The 17,603-nt window shown below is 68.3% G+C and carries 13 protein-coding genes and 3 tRNA genes; all 16 read right to left on the reverse strand.

Going from position 1 to position 17,603, the window contains the following annotated elements:
- Positions 1-479: 479 nt before the first annotated feature.
- Positions 480-854, reverse strand: a complete 375-nt coding sequence (locus VAB18032_RS26260; RefSeq protein WP_013735960.1) for a hypothetical protein — start codon at positions 852-854, stop codon at positions 480-482.
- Between the two features lie 107 nt (positions 855-961).
- A complete protein-coding gene (locus tag VAB18032_RS26265; protein ID WP_013735961.1) occupies positions 962-4,849 on the reverse strand; it encodes a DNA-directed RNA polymerase subunit beta' in 3,888 nt (1,295 codons plus the stop codon).
- Between the two features lie 126 nt (positions 4,850-4,975).
- Positions 4,976-8,407, reverse strand: a complete 3,432-nt coding sequence (rpoB, locus tag VAB18032_RS26270; RefSeq protein ID WP_013735962.1) for a DNA-directed RNA polymerase subunit beta — start codon at positions 8,405-8,407, stop codon at positions 4,976-4,978.
- A gap of 570 nt (positions 8,408-8,977) precedes the next feature.
- Positions 8,978-9,367: a 50S ribosomal protein L7/L12 gene (rplL, locus tag VAB18032_RS26275; RefSeq protein ID WP_013735963.1), complete on the reverse strand. Its 390-nt coding sequence runs from the start codon at positions 9,365-9,367 to the stop codon at positions 8,978-8,980.
- Between the two features lie 55 nt (positions 9,368-9,422).
- Positions 9,423-9,968, reverse strand: coding sequence for a 50S ribosomal protein L10 (gene rplJ / locus VAB18032_RS26280; RefSeq protein ID WP_013735964.1), 546 nt, complete (start codon positions 9,966-9,968; stop codon positions 9,423-9,425).
- 539 nt (positions 9,969-10,507) lie between these two features.
- Complete coding sequence (gene rplA / locus VAB18032_RS26285; protein ID WP_013735965.1) at positions 10,508-11,224, reverse strand: 50S ribosomal protein L1; 717 nt, start codon at positions 11,222-11,224, stop codon at positions 10,508-10,510.
- A gap of 82 nt (positions 11,225-11,306) precedes the next feature.
- A complete protein-coding gene (gene rplK, locus VAB18032_RS26290) occupies positions 11,307-11,738 on the reverse strand; it encodes a 50S ribosomal protein L11 (RefSeq protein ID WP_013735966.1) in 432 nt (143 codons plus the stop codon).
- Between the two features lie 204 nt (positions 11,739-11,942).
- The gene (gene nusG / locus VAB18032_RS26295; protein ID WP_013735967.1) at positions 11,943-12,665 is read right to left on the reverse strand and encodes a transcription termination/antitermination protein NusG; all 723 of its coding nucleotides are present in this window, start codon (positions 12,663-12,665) and stop codon (positions 11,943-11,945) included.
- 38 nt (positions 12,666-12,703) lie between these two features.
- Positions 12,704-13,096: a preprotein translocase subunit SecE gene (secE, locus tag VAB18032_RS26300; RefSeq protein WP_013735968.1), complete on the reverse strand. Its 393-nt coding sequence runs from the start codon at positions 13,094-13,096 to the stop codon at positions 12,704-12,706.
- Between the two features lie 211 nt (positions 13,097-13,307).
- Positions 13,308-13,380 (reverse strand) — tRNA-Trp (locus VAB18032_RS26305).
- 126 nt (positions 13,381-13,506) lie between these two features.
- Positions 13,507-13,899 carry a MaoC/PaaZ C-terminal domain-containing protein gene (locus VAB18032_RS26310; RefSeq protein WP_013735969.1) on the reverse strand — a complete coding sequence of 131 codons (393 nt, stop codon included), beginning with the start codon at positions 13,897-13,899 and terminating at the stop codon, positions 13,507-13,509.
- Position 13,900: 1 nt separating this feature from the next.
- Positions 13,901-14,347 (reverse strand): MaoC family dehydratase N-terminal domain-containing protein, encoded by a 447-nt coding sequence (locus VAB18032_RS26315; RefSeq protein ID WP_013735970.1) that lies wholly within the window; start codon positions 14,345-14,347, stop codon positions 13,901-13,903.
- Between the two features lie 128 nt (positions 14,348-14,475).
- Positions 14,476-14,643 (reverse strand): 50S ribosomal protein L33, encoded by a 168-nt coding sequence (gene rpmG, locus VAB18032_RS26320; RefSeq protein WP_007073056.1) that lies wholly within the window; start codon positions 14,641-14,643, stop codon positions 14,476-14,478.
- 131 nt (positions 14,644-14,774) lie between these two features.
- Positions 14,775-14,847: transfer RNA gene (locus tag VAB18032_RS26325), tRNA-Met, on the reverse strand.
- A 25-nt stretch (positions 14,848-14,872) separates the two neighbouring features.
- Positions 14,873-14,945 (reverse strand) — tRNA-Thr (locus VAB18032_RS26330).
- A 92-nt stretch (positions 14,946-15,037) separates the two neighbouring features.
- Positions 15,038-17,566 carry a putative bifunctional diguanylate cyclase/phosphodiesterase gene (locus VAB18032_RS26335; RefSeq protein WP_043721968.1) on the reverse strand — a complete coding sequence of 843 codons (2,529 nt, stop codon included), beginning with the start codon at positions 17,564-17,566 and terminating at the stop codon, positions 15,038-15,040.
- Positions 17,567-17,603 lie beyond the last annotated feature (37 nt).

Here is a 17,603-nt window from a genome sequence, read left to right on the forward strand (position 1 = left end):
GGACCGGGCCACCACCGCCGTGCCCCGGGCCGGGACCCCACCCGCCGGGTGCGCCCACACCCGGCCCACCCGGCCCGGACGGCACCACCCCGAACGACGGCCCGGACGGACCGGATCCGAACGACGGCGCGGAGGGGGCAGGCCCGAACGACGGCCCAGAGGGTGCGGACCCGAACGGCGCTGCGGAGGGTGCGGACCCGAACGGCGGCGCGGACGGTACGGGTCCGTACGGGGCAGGTGGGGACGGCGGGTACCCGGCGGAGAAGTCTGCCCCGATCGGTCCCGGTGGTGCCCACCTGTCCGGTTCCGGTGCACCGGCCTCCGAGTGCCCGGCGGTGGGCTGAGCGGGTTCGCCGCTCTCGGGACGCGCCGGTTCCGTCACGGGAATCCTCCTCATCGGCCGCGTCCACCGCCGCGCGGCGGACACCGTCAGGCTACCGTCGCCGGTCAGCCCACCGGCCTGCGGCGCGAGAGCGAGCTCAGTCCACGTTCGGCGCGAAGTCGTGCCCGTAGGGTGCCTCGGCGAGCCGGATCACGCCGATCACCAACGCGACGACCAGGCTGACCGCGACCAACCCCAGGCCCGTCCAGGCCAGGGTCTCTCCCCGCCGCAGCCAGGCCGCGCCGGTCAGAAAACCCCCTGAGGCGTACGCCTCGCGGCGCGCCTGCCGGGCCAACTGGAGCGCCACGGTAGCGGGTACCACTCCCCCGATGAACAGTCCGGTCAGCGCACCCATCAGCCCGAGCGCGAAGACGGCCCGCGCCTTCGTGGCCCGAACCGGGTCCGGGTCGAGCGGGTGCCGGGGCGGCCCGGGCGGTGAAGCGACCGGCATCGGTCCGGCGGCGGTCGTCATGCCTCCATCATGCCCCGCCCATGGCGGATCGGTAGGAGCATGACCGCCGCCACCGACGACGAGGCCCCCGGCGGGTTGCCGGGGGCCTCGTCGTCAGAGCGAACAACTCAGCGGTACGACCCGAAGTCGAAGTCGTCAAGCGGAACCGCCTGGCCGCTGGCCGGCCCGAAGCCGTAGTCGGTCTCCGGGTAGCCGGTCATCGAGTAGACCTTGGCCTTCGCCTCCTCGGTCGGCTCGACCCGGACGTTGCGGTACTTGCTGATGCCGGTACCGGCCGGGATGAGCTTACCGATGATCACGTTCTCCTTGAGACCGATCAGCGAGTCGCTGCGGGCGTGGATCGCCGCGTCGGTCAGCACCCGGGTGGTCTCCTGGAAGGAGGCCGCCGAGAGCCAGGAGTCGGTGGCCAGCGAGGCCTTGGTGATACCCATCAGCACCGGACGGCCTGCCGCGGGCTCGCCACCCTCGCCGACGAGTCGGCGGTTCTCCGACTCGAACAGCGCCCGGTCGACGAGCACACCCGGCAGGAACTCGGTCGAGCCGGAGTCGATGACCGTCACCCGCTTGAGCATCTGGCGGATGATGATCTCGATGTGCTTGTCGTGGATGAGCACACCCTGCGAGCGGTAGACCTCCTGGACCTCCTGGGTCAGGTGGACCTGGACCGCCCGCGGGCCGAGGATGCGCAGCAGTTCGTGCGGGTCGATGGTGCCCTCGGTGAGCTTCTCGCCGACCTCGACGTGGTCGCCGTCGTGCGCCCGCAGCCGGACCCGCTTCGAGATCTTGTCGTACACGATCTCGTCGCTGCCGTCGTCCGGGATGACGACGATCTTGCGCGACCGCTCGCCGTCCTCGATCCGGATCCGGCCCGGGGTGTCGGCGATCGGAGCCTTGCCCTTCGGGATCCGGGCCTCGAAGATCTCCTGGACACGGGGCAGACCCTGGGTGATGTCCTCACCCGCGACACCACCGGTGTGGAAGGTACGCATCGTCAGCTGCGTACCCGGCTCACCGATCGACTGGGCGGCGATGATGCCGACCGCCTCGCCGACGTCCACGATCTTGCCGGTCGGCAGCGAACGGCCGTAGCACGCACCGCAGACGCCCAGCTTCGACTCGCAGGTGAGCACGCTGCGCACCCGGACGGTCTCCACCCCGGCGGCGACGATCTTGTCGACCAGGATCGAGTTGATGTCCGAGCCCCGCTCGGCGACGACGGTGCCGTCCGGCCCCTTGATGTCGTCGGCCAGGGTACGGGCGTGCACGCTGGTCTCCGCGTGCTCGTGCACCACGAGCCGGCCGTCGAGCTGCTGACCGATCTGCATCGGGATGGCCCGGTCGGTGCCGCAGTCCTCCTCGCGGATGATGACGTCCTGCGAGACGTCCACCAGACGACGGGTCAGGTAACCCGAGTCGGCGGTACGCAGGGCGGTGTCCGCGAGACCCTTACGGGCACCGTGCGTGGAGATGAAGTACTCCAGCACGGACAGACCTTCCCGGTAGCTGGCCTTGATCGGCCGCGGGATGATCTCACCCTTCGGGTTGGCCACCAGACCACGGATCGCCGCGATCTGCCGGAGCTGGAGCAGGTTACCGCGAGCACCCGAGTTGATCATCTTCCACAGCGGGTTCTCCTGCGGCAGCGCGGTGTCCATCTCCTTGGCGACCTCGTTGGTCGCCTTGGTCCAGATCTCGATGAGTTCGCCGCGACGCTCCTCGGCGGTCATCAGACCACGCTGGTACTGCTTGTCGATCCGGTCGGCTTCCTTCTCGTACTTCTCCAGGATCTCCCGCTTGCGCGGCGGAGCGATGACGTCCTCCATGCCGATGGTCACGCCGGACCAGGTGGCCCAGTGGAAACCGGCCTCCTTGAGCCCGTCGAGGGTGGCCGCCAGGGCCACCTTCGGGAACCGCTCGGCGAGGTCGTTGACGATCGCGGAGAGCTGACCCTTGCGGATCTCGTAGTTCACGTACCGGTAGCCCTGCGGCAGGGTCTCGTTGAACAGCACCCGGCCGAGCGTGGTCTCCACGGTCAGCGGCTCACCCTGGGTCCAGCCCTCGGGCGCGGTCCACGGCTGCGCGCCGGCACCGTTGTCGACCTCGACCACACCCTGCAGCCGGATCTTGACCGGCGCCTGCAGGTGCAGCTCGCCGTTGTCGTACGCCATCCGCGCCTCGGCGTCCGAGCTGAACGCCCGACCCTCGCCACGCTCACCGGTGGTGAGGTGGGTCAGGTGGTACAGGCCGATGACCATGTCCTGGGTGGGCATGGTGACCGGCTTGCCGTCGGCCGGCTTGAGGATGTTGTTCGACGACAGCATCAGGATCCGCGCCTCGGCCTGGGCCTCGGCGGACAGCGGCACGTGCACCGCCATCTGGTCACCGTCGAAGTCGGCGTTGAACGCGGTGCAGACCAGCGGGTGGATCTGGATGGCCTTGCCCTCGACCAGCTGCGGCTCGAAGGCCTGGATGCCCAGGCGGTGCAGGGTCGGCGCCCGGTTGAGCAGCACCGGGTGCTCGCCGATGACCTCTTCCAGCACGTCCCACACGACCGGCCGCTGCCGTTCGACCATCCGCTTGGCGGACTTGATGTTCTGCGCGTGGTTGAGGTCGACCAGCCGCTTCATCACGAACGGCTTGAACAGCTCCAGCGCCATCTGCTTGGGCAGGCCGCACTGGTGCAGCTTGAGCTTCGGGCCGACCACGATGACCGAACGGCCGGAGTAGTCGACGCGCTTGCCCAGCAGGTTCTGGCGGAACCGGCCCTGCTTGCCCTTGAGCATGTCGGACAGCGACTTCAGCGGACGGTTACCCGGACCGGTGACCGGCCGGCCCCGACGGCCGTTGTCGAACAGCGCGTCGACGGCCTCCTGGAGCATCCGCTTCTCGTTGTTGACGATGATCTCGGGCGCACCGAGGTCGATCAGCCGCTTGAGCCGGTTGTTCCGGTTGATCACCCGGCGGTAGAGGTCGTTCAGGTCGCTGGTCGCGAACCGGCCACCGTCGAGCTGCACCATCGGACGCAGGTCCGGCGGGATCACCGGTACGCAGTCCAGCACCATGCCGAGCGGCGAGTTGCGGGTGTTCTGGAACGCCGCCACGACCTTCAGCCGCTTGAGCGCCCGGATCTTCCGCTGGCCCTTGCCGGTACGGATGGTCTCGCGCAGGCTCTCCGCCTCGGCGTCGAGGTCCATGTTCTGCACCAGGGCCTTGATCGCCTCGGCGCCCATGCCACCGGTGAAGTACTCGCCGAACCGGTCGCGCAGCTCGCGGTAGAGCAGCTCGTCGGTGACCAGCTGCTTCGGCTCCAGCTTGCGGAAGGTGTCCAGCACCTCGTCCAGGCGGTCGATCTCGCGCTGGGCCCGGTCGCGGATCTGGCGCATCTCGCGCTCTCCGCCCTCCTTGACCTTGCGCCGGACGTCCGCCTTCGCGCCCTCGGCCTCCAGCTCGGCCAGGTCGGCCTCGAGCTTGGCGGCCCGCTTCTCGATCTCCGAGTCGCGGCTGTTCTCCGACTGCCGCTTCTCGGCCAGGATCTCGTTCTCGATGGTCGAGAGGTCACGGTGACGCGACTCGGCGTCCACGCTCGTCACGACGTACGAGGCGAAGTAAATGATCTTTTCGAGGTCCTTCGGGGCGAGGTCCAGCAGGTAGCCCAGCCGGCTCGGCACGCCCTTGAAGTACCAGATGTGGGTCACCGGGGCGGCCAGCTCGATGTGGCCCATCCGCTCCCGGCGGACCTTCGAGCGGGTCACCTCGACGCCGCAGCGCTCACAGATGATGCCCTTGAAGCGGACCCGCTTGTACTTACCGCAGTAGCACTCCCAGTCCCGCTGCGGACCGAAGATCTTCTCGCAGAAGAGACCGTCCTTCTCCGGCTTGAGGGTACGGTAGTTGATCGTCTCGGGCTTCTTGACCTCGCCGTGCGACCACTGACGGATGTCGTCCGCGGTCGCCAGCCCAATTCGCAACTCGTCGAAAAAGTTGACGTCGAGCACGTTCAATTCCCTCACACGTCGCTTGTTGCGTCAGCAGCTCACCGGGTTCGGCTTCGGGGCGGGGCGACCCTCGCAGGGATCAACCTGACCGCCTGGAGTGGGTTGCCCCGCCCCGAAGCCCCAACGTCACACTTCCTCGACCGAGCTCGGCTCACGCCGGGAAAGGTCGATGCCCAGTTCCTCCGCAGCCCGGAACACCTCGTCGTCGGTCTCGCGCATCTCCAGGGCCACGCCGTCGCTGGAGAGCACCTCAACGTTGAGGCACAGCGACTGCAGCTCCTTGAGCAGCACCTTGAACGACTCCGGAATGCCCGGCTCGGGGATGTTCTCGCCCTTGACGATGGCCTCGTAGACCTTCACCCGGCCGAGGACGTCGTCGGACTTGATCGTCAGCAGCTCCTGCAGGGCGTACGCGGCTCCGTACGCCTGCATGGCCCAGCACTCCATCTCACCGAAACGCTGGCCACCGAACTGCGCCTTACCACCCAGCGGCTGCTGCGTGATCATCGAGTACGGGCCGGTCGACCGAGCGTGGATCTTGTCGTCGACCAGGTGGTTGAGCTTCAGGATGTAGATGTAACCGACGGCGATCGGGTCGGGCAACGGCTCGCCGGAGCGGCCGTCGAACAGCTGCGCCTTTCCGGTGGCACCGATCAGCTGCTTGCCGTCCCGGTTGGGCAGGGTCGACGCGAGCAGACCGGAGATCTCCTCCTCGCGGGCACCGTCGAAGACCGGAGTGGCCACGTTGGTGTCCGGCTCCGAGGAGTCCGCGCCGATGCTCTGCAGCTGGCGCTTCCACTCGGCGTCGTCGCCCTCGACCTTCCAACCGGTCTTGGCCACCCAGCCCAGGTGGGTCTCCAGCACCTGGCCGATGTTCATTCGGCTCGGCACACCCAGCGGGTTGAGCACGATGTCGACCGGGGTGCCGTCCTCCAGGAACGGCATGTCCTCGACCGGCAGGATCTTGGAGATGACGCCCTTGTTGCCGTGGCGGCCGGCGAGCTTGTCACCGTCCTGGATCTTCCGCTTCTGGGCGACGTAGACCCGGACCAGCTCGTTGACGCCCGGCGGCAGCTCGTCGCCGTCCTCGCGGGAGAAGGTACGCACACCGATGACCGTGCCGGTCTCGCCGTGCGGAACCTTCAGCGAGGTGTCCCGGACCTCACGCGCCTTCTCACCGAAGATCGCGCGGAGCAGCCGCTCCTCCGGGGTCAGCTCGGTCTCACCCTTCGGGGTGACCTTGCCGACCAGGATGTCGCCGGGGACGACCTCGGCACCGATCCGGATGATCCCGCGCTCGTCGAGGTCGGCGAGCATCTCCTCGCTGACGTTCGGGATGTCGCGGGTGATCTCCTCCGGGCCGAGCTTGGTGTCCCGGGCGTCGACCTCGTGCTCCTCGATGTGGATCGAGGTGAGCACGTCCTGCTGCACGAGGCGCTGCGACAGGATGATCGCGTCCTCGTAGTTGTGGCCCTCCCAGCACATGAACGCCACGAGCAGGTTGCGCCCGAGCGCCATCTCGCCTTCGTCGGTGCACGGACCGTCGGCGATGACCTGGCCGGCCTCGACCCGGTCGCCCTCGAAGACCACCGGCTTCTGGTTGACGCAGGAGCCGGCGTTGGAGCGGCGGAACTTGTGCAGCAGGTACGTCCGGCGGTGGCCGTCGTCCTGGTGGACGGTGATGTAGTCGGCGCAGAGGTCCTCGACCACGCCACCGACCTCGGCCACGACCACGTCACCGGCGTCGACGGCGGCACGGTACTCCATGCCGGTGCCGACGAGCGGGGACTCGGCCTTGACCAGCGGCACCGCCTGGCGCTGCATGTTCGCGCCCATCAGGGCACGGTTGGCGTCGTCGTGCTCGAGGAACGGGATCATCGCGGTGGCGACCGAGGTCATCTGCCGCGGCGACACGTCCATGTAGTCCACGGCCGCCGGCGGGACGTCCTCGGTCTCGCCGCCCTTACGGCGGACCAGGACGCGGTCCTCGGCGAACGTGCCGTCGGCCCGCAGCGGCGCGTTGGCCTGCGCCTTGACGAACCGGTCCTCCTCGTCCGCGGTCAGGTAGTCGATCTGGTCGGTGACCCGACCGTCGACGACCTTCCGGTACGGCGTCTCGATGAAGCCGAACGGGTTGACCCGGGCGAAGGTGGACAGGGCGCCGATCAGGCCGATGTTCGGGCCTTCCGGCGTCTCGATCGGGCACATCCGGCCGTAGTGGGACGGGTGCACGTCGCGGACCTCGAAGCCGGCCCGCTCCCGGGACAGACCACCCGGGCCGAGCGCGCTCAGCCGGCGCCGGTGGGTCAGGCCCGCCAGCGGGTTGGTCTGGTCCATGAACTGGGACAGCTGCGAGGTACCGAAGAACTCCCGGATCGCGGCCACCACCGGGCGGATGTTGATCAGGGTCTGCGGCGTGATCGCCTCGACGTCCTGAGTCGTCATCCGCTCGCGGACGACCCGCTCCATCCGGGACAGGCCGACCCGAACCTGGTTCTGGATCAGCTCGCCCACGGTACGCAGCCGCCGGTTGCCGAAGTGGTCGATGTCGTCGGCCTCGTAGCCCTCCTCACCGGCGTGCAGCCGGCAGAGGTACTCCACGGTGGCGACGATGTCGTCCTCGGTAAGCGTGCCGGTGGTGATCGGCACGTCCAGCTCGAGCTTCTTGTTGAACTTGTACCGACCGACCTTGGCGACGTCGTACCGCTTCGGGTTGAAGAAGAGGTTGTCGAGCAGGGTCTGGGCGTTCTCGCGGGTCGGCGGCTCGCCAGGGCGCAGCTTCCGGTAGATGTCGAGTAGCGCCTCGTCCTGGCCGGCGATGTGGTCCTTCTCGAGCGTGGTCATCATCAGCTCGGACCAGCCGAACTTCTCACGGATCCGCTCGGCGGACCACCCGATGGCCTTCAGCAGCACCGTGACGGCCTGCCGACGCTTGCGGTCGATGCGGACACCGACCGTGTCGCGCTTGTCGATGTCGAACTCCAGCCAGGCACCCCGACTCGGGATGACCTTCACGCTGGAGAGGTCGCGGTCGGAGGTCTTGTCCGGCTGCTTGTCGAAGTAGACGCCCGGCGACCGGACGAGCTGGCTGACCACCACACGCTCGGTGCCGTTGATGATGAAGGTGCCCTTCGGCGTCATCATCGGGAAGTCACCCATGAACACCGTCTGGCTCTTGATCTCGCCGGTGGTGTTGTTGGTGAACTCCGCGGTCACGAACAGTGGCGCGCAGTAGGTGAGGTCCTTCTCCTTGCACTCCTCGATCGAGGCCTTGACCTCGTCGAAGCGCGGAGCCGAGAAGGAAAGCGACATGGTGCCGGAAAAGTCCTCAATGGGACTGATCTCGTCGAGGATTTCCGCGAGACCCGAGCGTGCGTGCGGGTCGTCCGCCGACCGGCCCTGCCAAGCCTCGTTGCCGACGAGCCAGTCGAAGGACTCGTTCTGAATGGCGAGGAGGTTGGGGACCTCGAGGTGTTCGGTGATCCGGCCGAAGGAAACTCGGCGGGGAGCGAATGCGCTCGACGTACGACTGGTCTTCGCAGGGCGGGAAGCTGCCAAGATGCGTCCTTCCGAGGACCGGTGCTGCAGAACGGCTGGTACGCGTGCACTCCAATGACCCCACCAGAAAATATCCATAACCGGACATTTCCGAGCAGGGGTCAAGTCGGAAGGCAGCGCAAACTAGCAGTGTAGCCGAGAGGCTAACCGCTGTCCAGCCCATCCCGCAGGACGTTGCGGATCTGGCCACGGGACCCCGTTAACCGGGTCGTACCGGGCCGCTCGGAACGCAACGTTCCTGCCGGGCCGCTCGGGTGTCGGCGGCAGTGGCGCTGCCGTGATCTACCCACGCGGTGGCCGTCGCAAGCGCGGAAGGTCTTGCTATGTCAGCGTGCCTGTCAGCCCATGGTTGCGTCAAGGGCCGAGATTGCCATCCGCTGCTCTTTCCCTACCGGCGGGACGGCCGTCCGACGCGTCCACAGCTCCCCACGCCGGTCCCACGCCTGCTCATGCCCGCTGCGCCCGCGTCCACCTGCACTGCGGGCGGCGATCCGTCAGATCGGATCGCCGCCCGCCGCGACATGGTGTGCCCCGGCTCACGTGAGCCGGGGCGGCCAGGTGGTGCTCAGGTCACTTGAGGGTGACCTTGGCGCCCTCACCCTCCAGCTTGGCCTTGGCCTTGTCCGCGGTCTCCTTGTTGACCTTCTCCAGGACGGCCTTGGGGGCCGACTCGACCAGGTCCTTGGCCTCCTTGAGGCCCAGGCCGGTCAGCTCACGCACGACCTTGATGACCTGGATCTTCTTGCCACCGTCGGCGTCGAGGACGACGTCGAACTCGTCCTTCTCCGGCTCGGCCTCGGCAGCAGCGCCACCGGCGGCCGGACCCGCCATCATCATCGCGGCCGGGGCGGCGGCGGTGACCTCGAAGGTCTCCTCGAACTGCTTCACGAACTCGGAGAGCTCGATCAGCGTCATCTCCTTGAACGCGTCGAGCAGCTCTTCGGTGCTGAGCTTCGCCATGTCTGGCGTCCTTTCCTAAAAGGTTTAACTAAGAACGTGGGTGCGCCGTACGGCCTCAGGCCGCCTCGGCGCCTTCCTTCTCGCGCTTGTCCTGCAGGGCGGCCGCCAGACGGGCGGTCTTCGACAGCGGGGCCTGGAACAGGGCCGCAGCCTTGCTCAGGTTGCCCTTCATCGCGCCGGCCAGCTTGGCCAGCAGCACCTCGCGGGACTCCAGGTCGGCGAGCTTCGTGACCTCGGCCGCAGAAATGGCCTTGCCCTCGAAGACACCGCCCTTGATGACGAGCTTCGGGTTGGCCTTCGCGAAGTCGCGAAGCCCCTTCGCCGCCTCGACGACGTCGCCCGAAACGAAAGTCAGCGCGGTAGGACCGGTGAACAGCTCGTCGAGGCCGGAGATACCCGCGTCCGCCGCAGCACGCTTGGCCAGCGTGTTCTTGGCAACCGTGTAGCTGGTCTCCTTACCGAGCGAGCGCCGCAGCTGGGTGAGCTGGGAAACCGTCAGGCCGCGGTACTCGGTCAGCACGGTGGCACCCGCGCTGCGGAAGCTTTCGGTCAGCTCAGCAACAGCCGTGGCCTTGTCGGCCCGGATCGGCTTGTCCGCCATGTCCCTCCTCTCTCGTTGCTCGAGGCTGGTCGCCAGCACAGGCGGGTGCCTGCGACTGGAGCGAGGGCATCGCGAGAACAGAAAAGCCCCGGCGCAGGGCGCACGGGGCGAGATGGGCAACGCTCACCGCAGTCGGCGGACCACGGGATGCTGCCGATTTTCGCTTACCGCCCTGCGCGGGTCGCCCGTCTTCGCGGAACCTTCGACCGTGCCGGAGCACGGTGACCAGCGGTCTTTGGGTGGAACTTCACGCACGACGAAGTCGCGCGACGTCAACAGGCTACGCGACCCCGCCCTCACTCGCCAAATCGCCCCACCCCCACCGCTCGCCGTATCGGCGAAACGGCGGAGTAAACCGCCACGGGACACCGCCGTTTCGGCGCAACGGTGTTGATCACAGAACGGAGTCGATCACCGTGCTGACCGCTACCGCCCTGCGCCTACGTGAGCGCCGGAGCGGGCGAGCCCCGGCACGTACCCTGCGACGGCGGAAGGGCCCCGCCACGTACGCGTGGCAGGGCCCTTCCGGTGCGTCGTGCTCAGCTGTCGGCCGAGCCTTCCTGAAGGTTCTTCACCAGGTTCGGGTCGACCGGGACACCCGGGCCCATGGTGGTGGTCAGGGTGACCTTCTTGAGGTACTTGCCCTTCGCCGCGGACGGCTTGGCCCGCAGCACCTCGTCCAGCACGGCCGCGTAGTTGTCGACCAGCTGGGCCTCGCTGAAGGAGGCCTTGCCGATGATCAGGTGGAGGTTCGAGTGCTTGTCCACCCGGAAGGTGATCTTGCCACCCTTGATGTCGGTCACCGCCTTGGTGACGTCCATGGTCACCGTGCCGGTCTTCGGGTTCGGCATCAGGCCGCGCGGGCCCAGGATCCGCGCGATCCGGCCGATCTTGGCCATCTGGTCCGGCGTGGCGATGGCCGCGTCGAAGTCCAGCCAACCACCCTGAATCCGAGCGACCAGCTCGTCGGTGCCCACCTCGTCGGCACCGGCGGCGACGGCCTCCTCGGCCTTCGCGCCGGCGGCGAACACGATCACGCGGGCGGTCTTACCGGTGCCGTGCGGCAGGTTGACCGTGCCGCGGACCATCTGGTCCGCCTTGCGGGGGTCGACGCCGAGGCGCATGGCGACCTCGACCGTGGCGTCGAACTTGACGTTGGTGGTCTCCTTGGCCAGCTTCACGGCCTCGGCGGGGGTGTAGAGCTTCGACCGGTCGATGACCTCGGCGGCCTTGCGGTAGCTCTTGCTGCGCTGCATTTCTGTCTACTCCTGTGGTTTCTGGCGGGCCGCGATGCTCGCGCGCCCTCCCACGATCCGTACGGGTCGGTGGTGGCCGAGGTCAGTCGGTGACGTTGAGGCCCATCGACCGGGCGGTGCCGGCGATGATCTTCTCAGCCTGGTCGAGGTCGTTGGCGTTGAGGTCAGCCATCTTCTTCTCGGCGATCTCCCGCACCTGGGCGCGGGACACCGAGCCGACCTTCTCCTTGTGCGGGACGCCCGAGCCCTTCTGCACACCGGCGGCCTTGATCAGCAGCCGGGCGGCGGGCGGGGTCTTCAGCACGAAGGTGAAGGACCGGTCCTCGTACACGCTGATCTCGGCGGGGACGATGTCGCCCCGCTGCGACTCGGTCTGCGCGTTGTACGACTTGCAGAACTCCATGATGTTCACGCCGTGCTGACCGAGCGCGGGACCGACCGGCGGCGCCGGAGTGGCCTGGCCCGCCGGCAGCTGAAGCGTGAACGTCTTGACGAGCTTCTTCTTCGGAGGCATGTCTCTTCCTGGGGCTTGGAACTGGGAATGGTTCGCACCGACACCACCACCGGGGCGCGCACGGTCAGCGCGGGACGGCAGCAGCGACGTTCTAGGGTAGCGCAGGTCGAGACCGGCGCACCCACGGAGGTTGACCGGCGGGGCGAAGCGGACAGAAAACGACCGCTGGCAACAGCCCGAAAGCCGTCACCAGCGGTCGTTGAATCAGATCTTGGCGACCTGGTTGAAGTTCAGCTCCACCGGCGTCTCGCGGCCGAAGATCGACACCAGCACCTTGAGCTTCTGCTGGTCGGCGTTGATCTCGCTGATCGTGGCCGGCAGCGAGGCGAAGGCACCGTCGGTGACGGTGACCGAGTCGCCGACCTCGAAGTCGAGGACCTTGATCTCCGGCTTGGCCTTCTTCTGCTCGGTCTCCACCGCCGGCGCCAGCCACTTGAGCACCTCGTCGAGGCTCAGCGGCGCCGGGCGGTCGGCCCGGTCCGTGGCCCCGACGAAGCCGGTGACGCCCGGCGTGTTGCGTACGCAGGAGTACGACTCGGCGGTCAACTCCATCCGGACCAGGATGTAGCCGGGGAAGACCTTGGCCTGCACCTGGGACCGCTTGCCGTTCTTGACCTCGACCTCTTCCCGGGTCGGCACCTCGACCTGGTAGATGTAGTCCTCCATGTCGAGGGACGTGATCCGGGTTTCGAGGTTGGTCTTGACCTTGTTCTCGTAACCGGCGTACGAGTGCACCACGTACCAGTCGCCGGGCGCGTAGCGCAGCTTCTGGCGCAGCTCGGCGACCGGGTCGTAGTCCTCGTCGGGCGCGGGCTCGGTCATCGCGAACTCCGGCTCGCTGGCGGCCTCGACCGACTCGTCGCCAGCCGCCGTCGCCACCGTGGACTGCTCGTCCGGGGTCTCGGCGGTCTCGTCGTACTCAGGCACGCTCGCTCACTTCCGTCACTATCGGCACAGTCAGCCGGTCAGCTGGGGTTGCCGAAGACCCACAGCACGCCCTTCGCGAAAGCGAAGTCAAGGAGGGCGACGATCGCCAGCATCATCGACACGAACGCGATCACCACGCCCGTGTAGGTCAGCAACTCCTTGCGGGTCGGCCAGATGACCTTACGCAGTTCCGCCACGACCTCGCGGATGAAACGCGCGATGCGGCCGAACAGGCCCACCTTCTCGCCATCGGCACGCGTCTTCGACCGGCTGTCAGCGGATTCCGCCTTCGCTCGCTCCCGGGTGGCGGTGCCGCCCCGGGTTACCGGCTCGTCCGCGTCGGTGGCGTCGTCGTCGGCGCCGTCACTGACGACCTCGTCGTTCAGGCGCTCGTCGTCGGCGTCCTCGCCGCGCCGCTTGTTGTCGGCCACTTCGCCCTCCGTCGCGGGATATCGGGGTCGCACGCGGTTCGCGTGCGCGGCGTTTGGTCACGCCAGCCGGACCCAACCGTCCCGGGACGGGCCGCGGCCGGCGGATCAGCCGGAAGGCCCGATGCCTCGGAACCTCCCCGCCGATGCCACCACCACGGGCCGGACGCCACCTTTCGGTGGCGCGACCCACGGAACGGTCAGGCCTGAGGCGCAGGGGTGACAGGACTTGAACCTGCAGCCTGCGGTTTTGGAGACCGCTGCTCTGCCAATTGAGCTACACCCCTATGCGGCAACGCTCATCCCTCCCGGTCACACGACCAGGCAGGAGTCACTTGCCCCACGGCGGACCAGTGTACGGGTACGGACCCGAGTTTCCCAACCGGTCTGGCCATCGCGCCCTTCGGTGCAGGTCAGCCCGCTGTTCGTACGGTGGCACGCGCCATCGACAGCACCTTGTCCCCCTGACAGGTGGCGGTGATGTCGAGCCTGGTCAGACCGTCCTCGGTCACCTCGCGGACCACCGCGGTCACCACGATCTCGGTGCCGAAATCGTCGTCGGGAACCACCACAGGCCGGGTGAACCGGACCCCGTAGTCGACGACCGCGTCGGGCGCGCCGGCCCAGGTGGTGACCGCGCGACCGACCAGCGCCATGGTGAACATGCCGTGGGCGATCACCCCGGGCAGGCCGACCTTGGTGGCCAACCGGTCGCTCCAGTGGATCGTGTTGAAGTCGCCCGAGGCGCCCGCGTAGCGGATCAGGTCCGCCCGGGTCACCCGGAACGTCTGGGTGGGCAGTTCCATCTCAGGCCTCCCCGCGTACGACGAGCTTCATCCAGGCGGTGACCACCGGCTCGCCGGCGGTCGTGGTGACCTCGGTCCGGCTGGTCACGAAGACGTGCCCTGCGCGGCCGGTGATCTCCTCGATGGCGTTGACACAGACCAGCTCGTCGCCGGCCACCACCGGACGGGTGTACGCGAACCGCTGGTCGCCGTGGACGACCCGGGTGTAGTCGATGGCGAGGTCCGGGTCTTCGATCATCTGCTGGTTGGCAGCCATGGTGAGCACGATCGGGAAGGTCGGTGGCGCGACCACGTCCGGGTGGCCCAGCGCACGGGCGGCTTCCGGGTCGTGGTAGGCGGCATCGGTGGCCCCGATCGCGCGCGCGAACTCACGAATCTTTTCGCGGCCCACCTGATAGGGGGCGGTCGGCGGATAGGTCCGGCCGACGAAGGACTGGTCCAGGGACATGCCGCCGAACCTACACGCAGAGCAAGATCGCCGATCCACGCGGTCTGGGGGCGGCGGAAAGCCGCGCCCGCCGCGTGAACCGGCGATCGTGATGCTTCAACAAGGTGCCGGGCGAGGCCCGGCGACGCTCAGCGCGTCTCGCGGTGAACGGTGTGCCGACCGTCCCGGGGGCAGAACTTCTTCAGCTCGATGCGGTCCGGATCGTTACGGCGGTTCTTGCGCGTGATGTAGTTGCGCTCCTTGCACTCCACACACGCCAAAGTGATCTTCGGCCGGACATCGGTCGCCTTCGCCACGGCGGAGTGCCTTCCTCGCTAACGGATACAACTACGGCGTCAAAGCCTACGTGCCGCCGGGGCGGACACGCAAAGCGGGCGCCTGTGGCGCCCGTCCCACTGACCACCGGGTTCACCCCGGCGGCGGAGAGTAGCGGTGGCCGGACTTGAACCGGCGACACAGCGATTATGAGCCGCTTGCTCTGCCATCTGAGCTACACCGCCGTGGTGGGCCCAGCCGGACCCTCTGAGCCCCCTTACGGAATCGAACCGTAGACCTTCTCCTTACCATGGAGACGCTCTGCCGACTGAGCTAAGGGGGCCTGCGCGATCACTCGGTGGCCGCGCAGAGGTAAGAGTACACGGCTCTCCCCTGCTGGTGAAATCGGATCCCCGGTGCCGGCGTACGCCCAGCTCAGGGCACTGCGCGTAGGCGCGGAAGCTCGCGGCTGGAGATCGACTCGGAGTCGACCTGGGCACCGAACCAGGCCTCCAGCCGCTCGTACGGCAGCGGCCGGCTGAACAGGAATCCCTGCCCGATCTCACAGCCGATGTCCTGGAGCAGCTCCAGGGTCAGCTCGCTCTCCACCCCTTCGGCCACCACGGTCAGCCCGAACTGCTGGGAGAGGGTGACCACGGCGTTGACGATGGCCAGATCCCCCGGGTCGGTCGCCATGCCCTGCACGAAGGAGCGGTCCACCTTCACCTCGTGCACGGGCAGCCGGCGCAGGTGGGCCAGCGACGAGCTGCCGGTGCCGAAGTCGTCCACCGACAGCCGTACGCCGAGATCACGCAGTCGACGCAGGCTCGGGATCGGCCGGTCGGTGCCGTCGAGGACCCCGGCCTCCTCGATCTCCAGCGTCAGCAACTGCGGCGGAACGTCGTACTCCGCCAGGAGTTCGCGGACCTGCTCGGGGAAGTGTTCGTCGTTGAGCGTACGCGCGGACAGATTGACCGCGACGGCGAGCGACTGGCCGCCGTGCGCCCAGTCGCGGCTGTGCCGCAGCCCCTCCCGGAGCACGAACTCGGTGAGCCGACCGAGCTGGCCGGTGTGCTCGGCGACCGCGACGAAGTCCGCCGGTGCGACCGTGCCGTGCGTCGGATGCTCCCAGCGGGCCAGGCACTCGACCCCGACGAGTCGGCGGTCCCGCAGCGTCACCTTGGGCTGGTAGTAGATCTCCAGCTCGCCGTTGTCGAGGGCGCTGCGCAGGTCACCGGCGAGCCCGAGGCGGCGCAGCGAACGCGACTCCAGCGCCGGGTTGTACAGCTGCACACTGCCCGGCACCGACTTCGCGGCGGTCGCCGCCACGTCGACCCGTTGCAGCAGGGTCGCCGGGTCACTGCCATGATCCGGGTGTACGACGACCCCGACGGCGGTGTCCACGTCGAGGGTGAGCGCGTCGAAGACCATCTCGTCGCGAATCTGCTCGCGAAGCTGGCCGGCCAACTCCACCGCCGCTTCGGCGCTCTCCAGTCGCAGGGTCACCAGGAACTCGTCGCCACCGGCACGACCGACCAGGGCGGCCGACGGCACGCAGCCGCGCAGCCGGTTGGCGACCTCGGTCAGCACCTTGTCGCCGGCGGCATGCCCCAGCGACTCGTTGACCTGGCGCAGCCGATCCACGTCGAAGAGCAGCAGCGCGACGACCTCGCCGGGGGCCCGGATCCGGACCGCTTCGGCGAGCGCGCCGAGGATCCGACGCCGGTTGGGCAGCTTGGTGAGCCCGTCGTGGTACGCGTCGTGGCGCAACCGGTCGACCAGCCGGGAGTTCTCCAGTGCGACCGCGGCGTGGGCGCTCACCGTCTGCAGGACCGGCACGTCCGCCGGGCGGAAGGAGTTGACGTCGCCGAGGCGGTTCGCCACCTCCAGGGTGCCGATGACCGCCTTGCCCGACCGCAGCGGCACCACGATCACGTCCTTGGCCACCCGCCCCAACGACTCCCGCAACTCCGGGTCGGCGCCGAACCGGCTGCCGACCGCCACCGTCGACTGGCGGGTCACTGCCGCGTCCCGCAGCGCCTGCGGGGTGAGCGCCGAGTCGAGCAGACCGGGCTTGCCCTCCTGGGCGGTGAGCAGCACCTCCGGGTGCCGTCCCTGGGCGGGCAGCCACAGCGTCGCGTACTCGGCCTGCATGAGACTGCGGATGCGGACCAGCAGGGCGTCGATGAGGTTGCCGTCCGACCCGCTCTCGGTGATCGCCTTGGTCAGCTCGTACATCTCCGTCAGCGTGCGGTGCTGCCGGATGACCTGCGTGTACGTGTCGTAGACGAGCGCGAACGCCACGGCGAGACCGGCGAAGAGGAAAACCGCCCACGGCGTGCTCTCCAGGCCGATGATGATCAGGATGCCGACGGAGAGGTTGATCGCCACGGTGAGCGACATCGGTGGAACCGCCCGGATCAACTCCCGGCCGGACTGCCAGCCCTGCACGACGGAGATCACCGCGACCACCGCGATGAACCCGACGAGGGCGTGCGTACCGATCGCCGCGAGCAGCAACCCCCAGGTGGCGGGTCCGGCACCCGCCGGCGTCGGCAGGACCGTGTAGACCATCGTCGCCAGGGCGGTCGCCGCCGCCGCGAGGGCCACGTTGAACCAGAGCTTGGGCGGCAGCAGCTTGCGGCGCACCTGCACCACGAGCGTGGCCACGGTGTACGCCAGCACCACCGACAGCGGTGGCAGCACAAAGAGCGCGACGACGAGCGGAATCTCGGTGAACGTGGTGCCGAGCGCCTGCCGACGCACCACCACGTTGATGGTGGGGATGGCGGCAATGATCATCGCCACCGTGAGCAGCAGCGTGAGCAGCCAGTCACCCAGGGCGGGCCGAACGGTCAGGCCCAGCAGGAGTGAGAAGAGGACCGCACAGAGCGCGAGCGGAGCCGTGATCAACCAGGCCCGTTCGGTACGTCCGCGAGAAGAGCCAGACCTCGGCGGCGTCATGGCTCTCCTCGCGACGTGGGGTGCTGGAGGTGTAGAG

Origin of the sequence: Micromonospora maris AB-18-032 (genome assembly GCF_000204155.1) — a bacterium.
Lineage (GTDB): Bacteria > Actinomycetota > Actinomycetes > Mycobacteriales > Micromonosporaceae > Micromonospora > Micromonospora gifhornensis.

Excerpts from the sequence above, each read along its gene's own strand:
- VAB18032_RS26260 (WP_013735960.1), bottom strand. The coding sequence starts at position 854 with ATGACGACCGCCGCCGGACCGATGCCGGTCGCTTCACCGCCCGGGCCG.
- rplL (WP_013735963.1), bottom strand. The coding sequence starts at position 9,367 with ATGGCGAAGCTCAGCACCGAAGAGCTGCTCGACGCGTTCAAGGAGATG.
- rplJ (WP_013735964.1), bottom strand. The coding sequence starts at position 9,968 with ATGGCGGACAAGCCGATCCGGGCCGACAAGGCCACGGCTGTTGCTGAG.
- rplA (WP_013735965.1), bottom strand. The coding sequence starts at position 11,224 with ATGCAGCGCAGCAAGAGCTACCGCAAGGCCGCCGAGGTCATCGACCGG.
- rplK (WP_013735966.1), bottom strand. The coding sequence starts at position 11,738 with ATGCCTCCGAAGAAGAAGCTCGTCAAGACGTTCACGCTTCAGCTGCCG.
- VAB18032_RS26310 (WP_013735969.1), bottom strand. The coding sequence starts at position 13,899 with ATGGAACTGCCCACCCAGACGTTCCGGGTGACCCGGGCGGACCTGATC.
- VAB18032_RS26315 (WP_013735970.1), bottom strand. The coding sequence starts at position 14,347 with ATGTCCCTGGACCAGTCCTTCGTCGGCCGGACCTATCCGCCGACCGCC.
- VAB18032_RS26335 (WP_043721968.1), bottom strand. The coding sequence starts at position 17,566 with ATGACGCCGCCGAGGTCTGGCTCTTCTCGCGGACGTACCGAACGGGCC.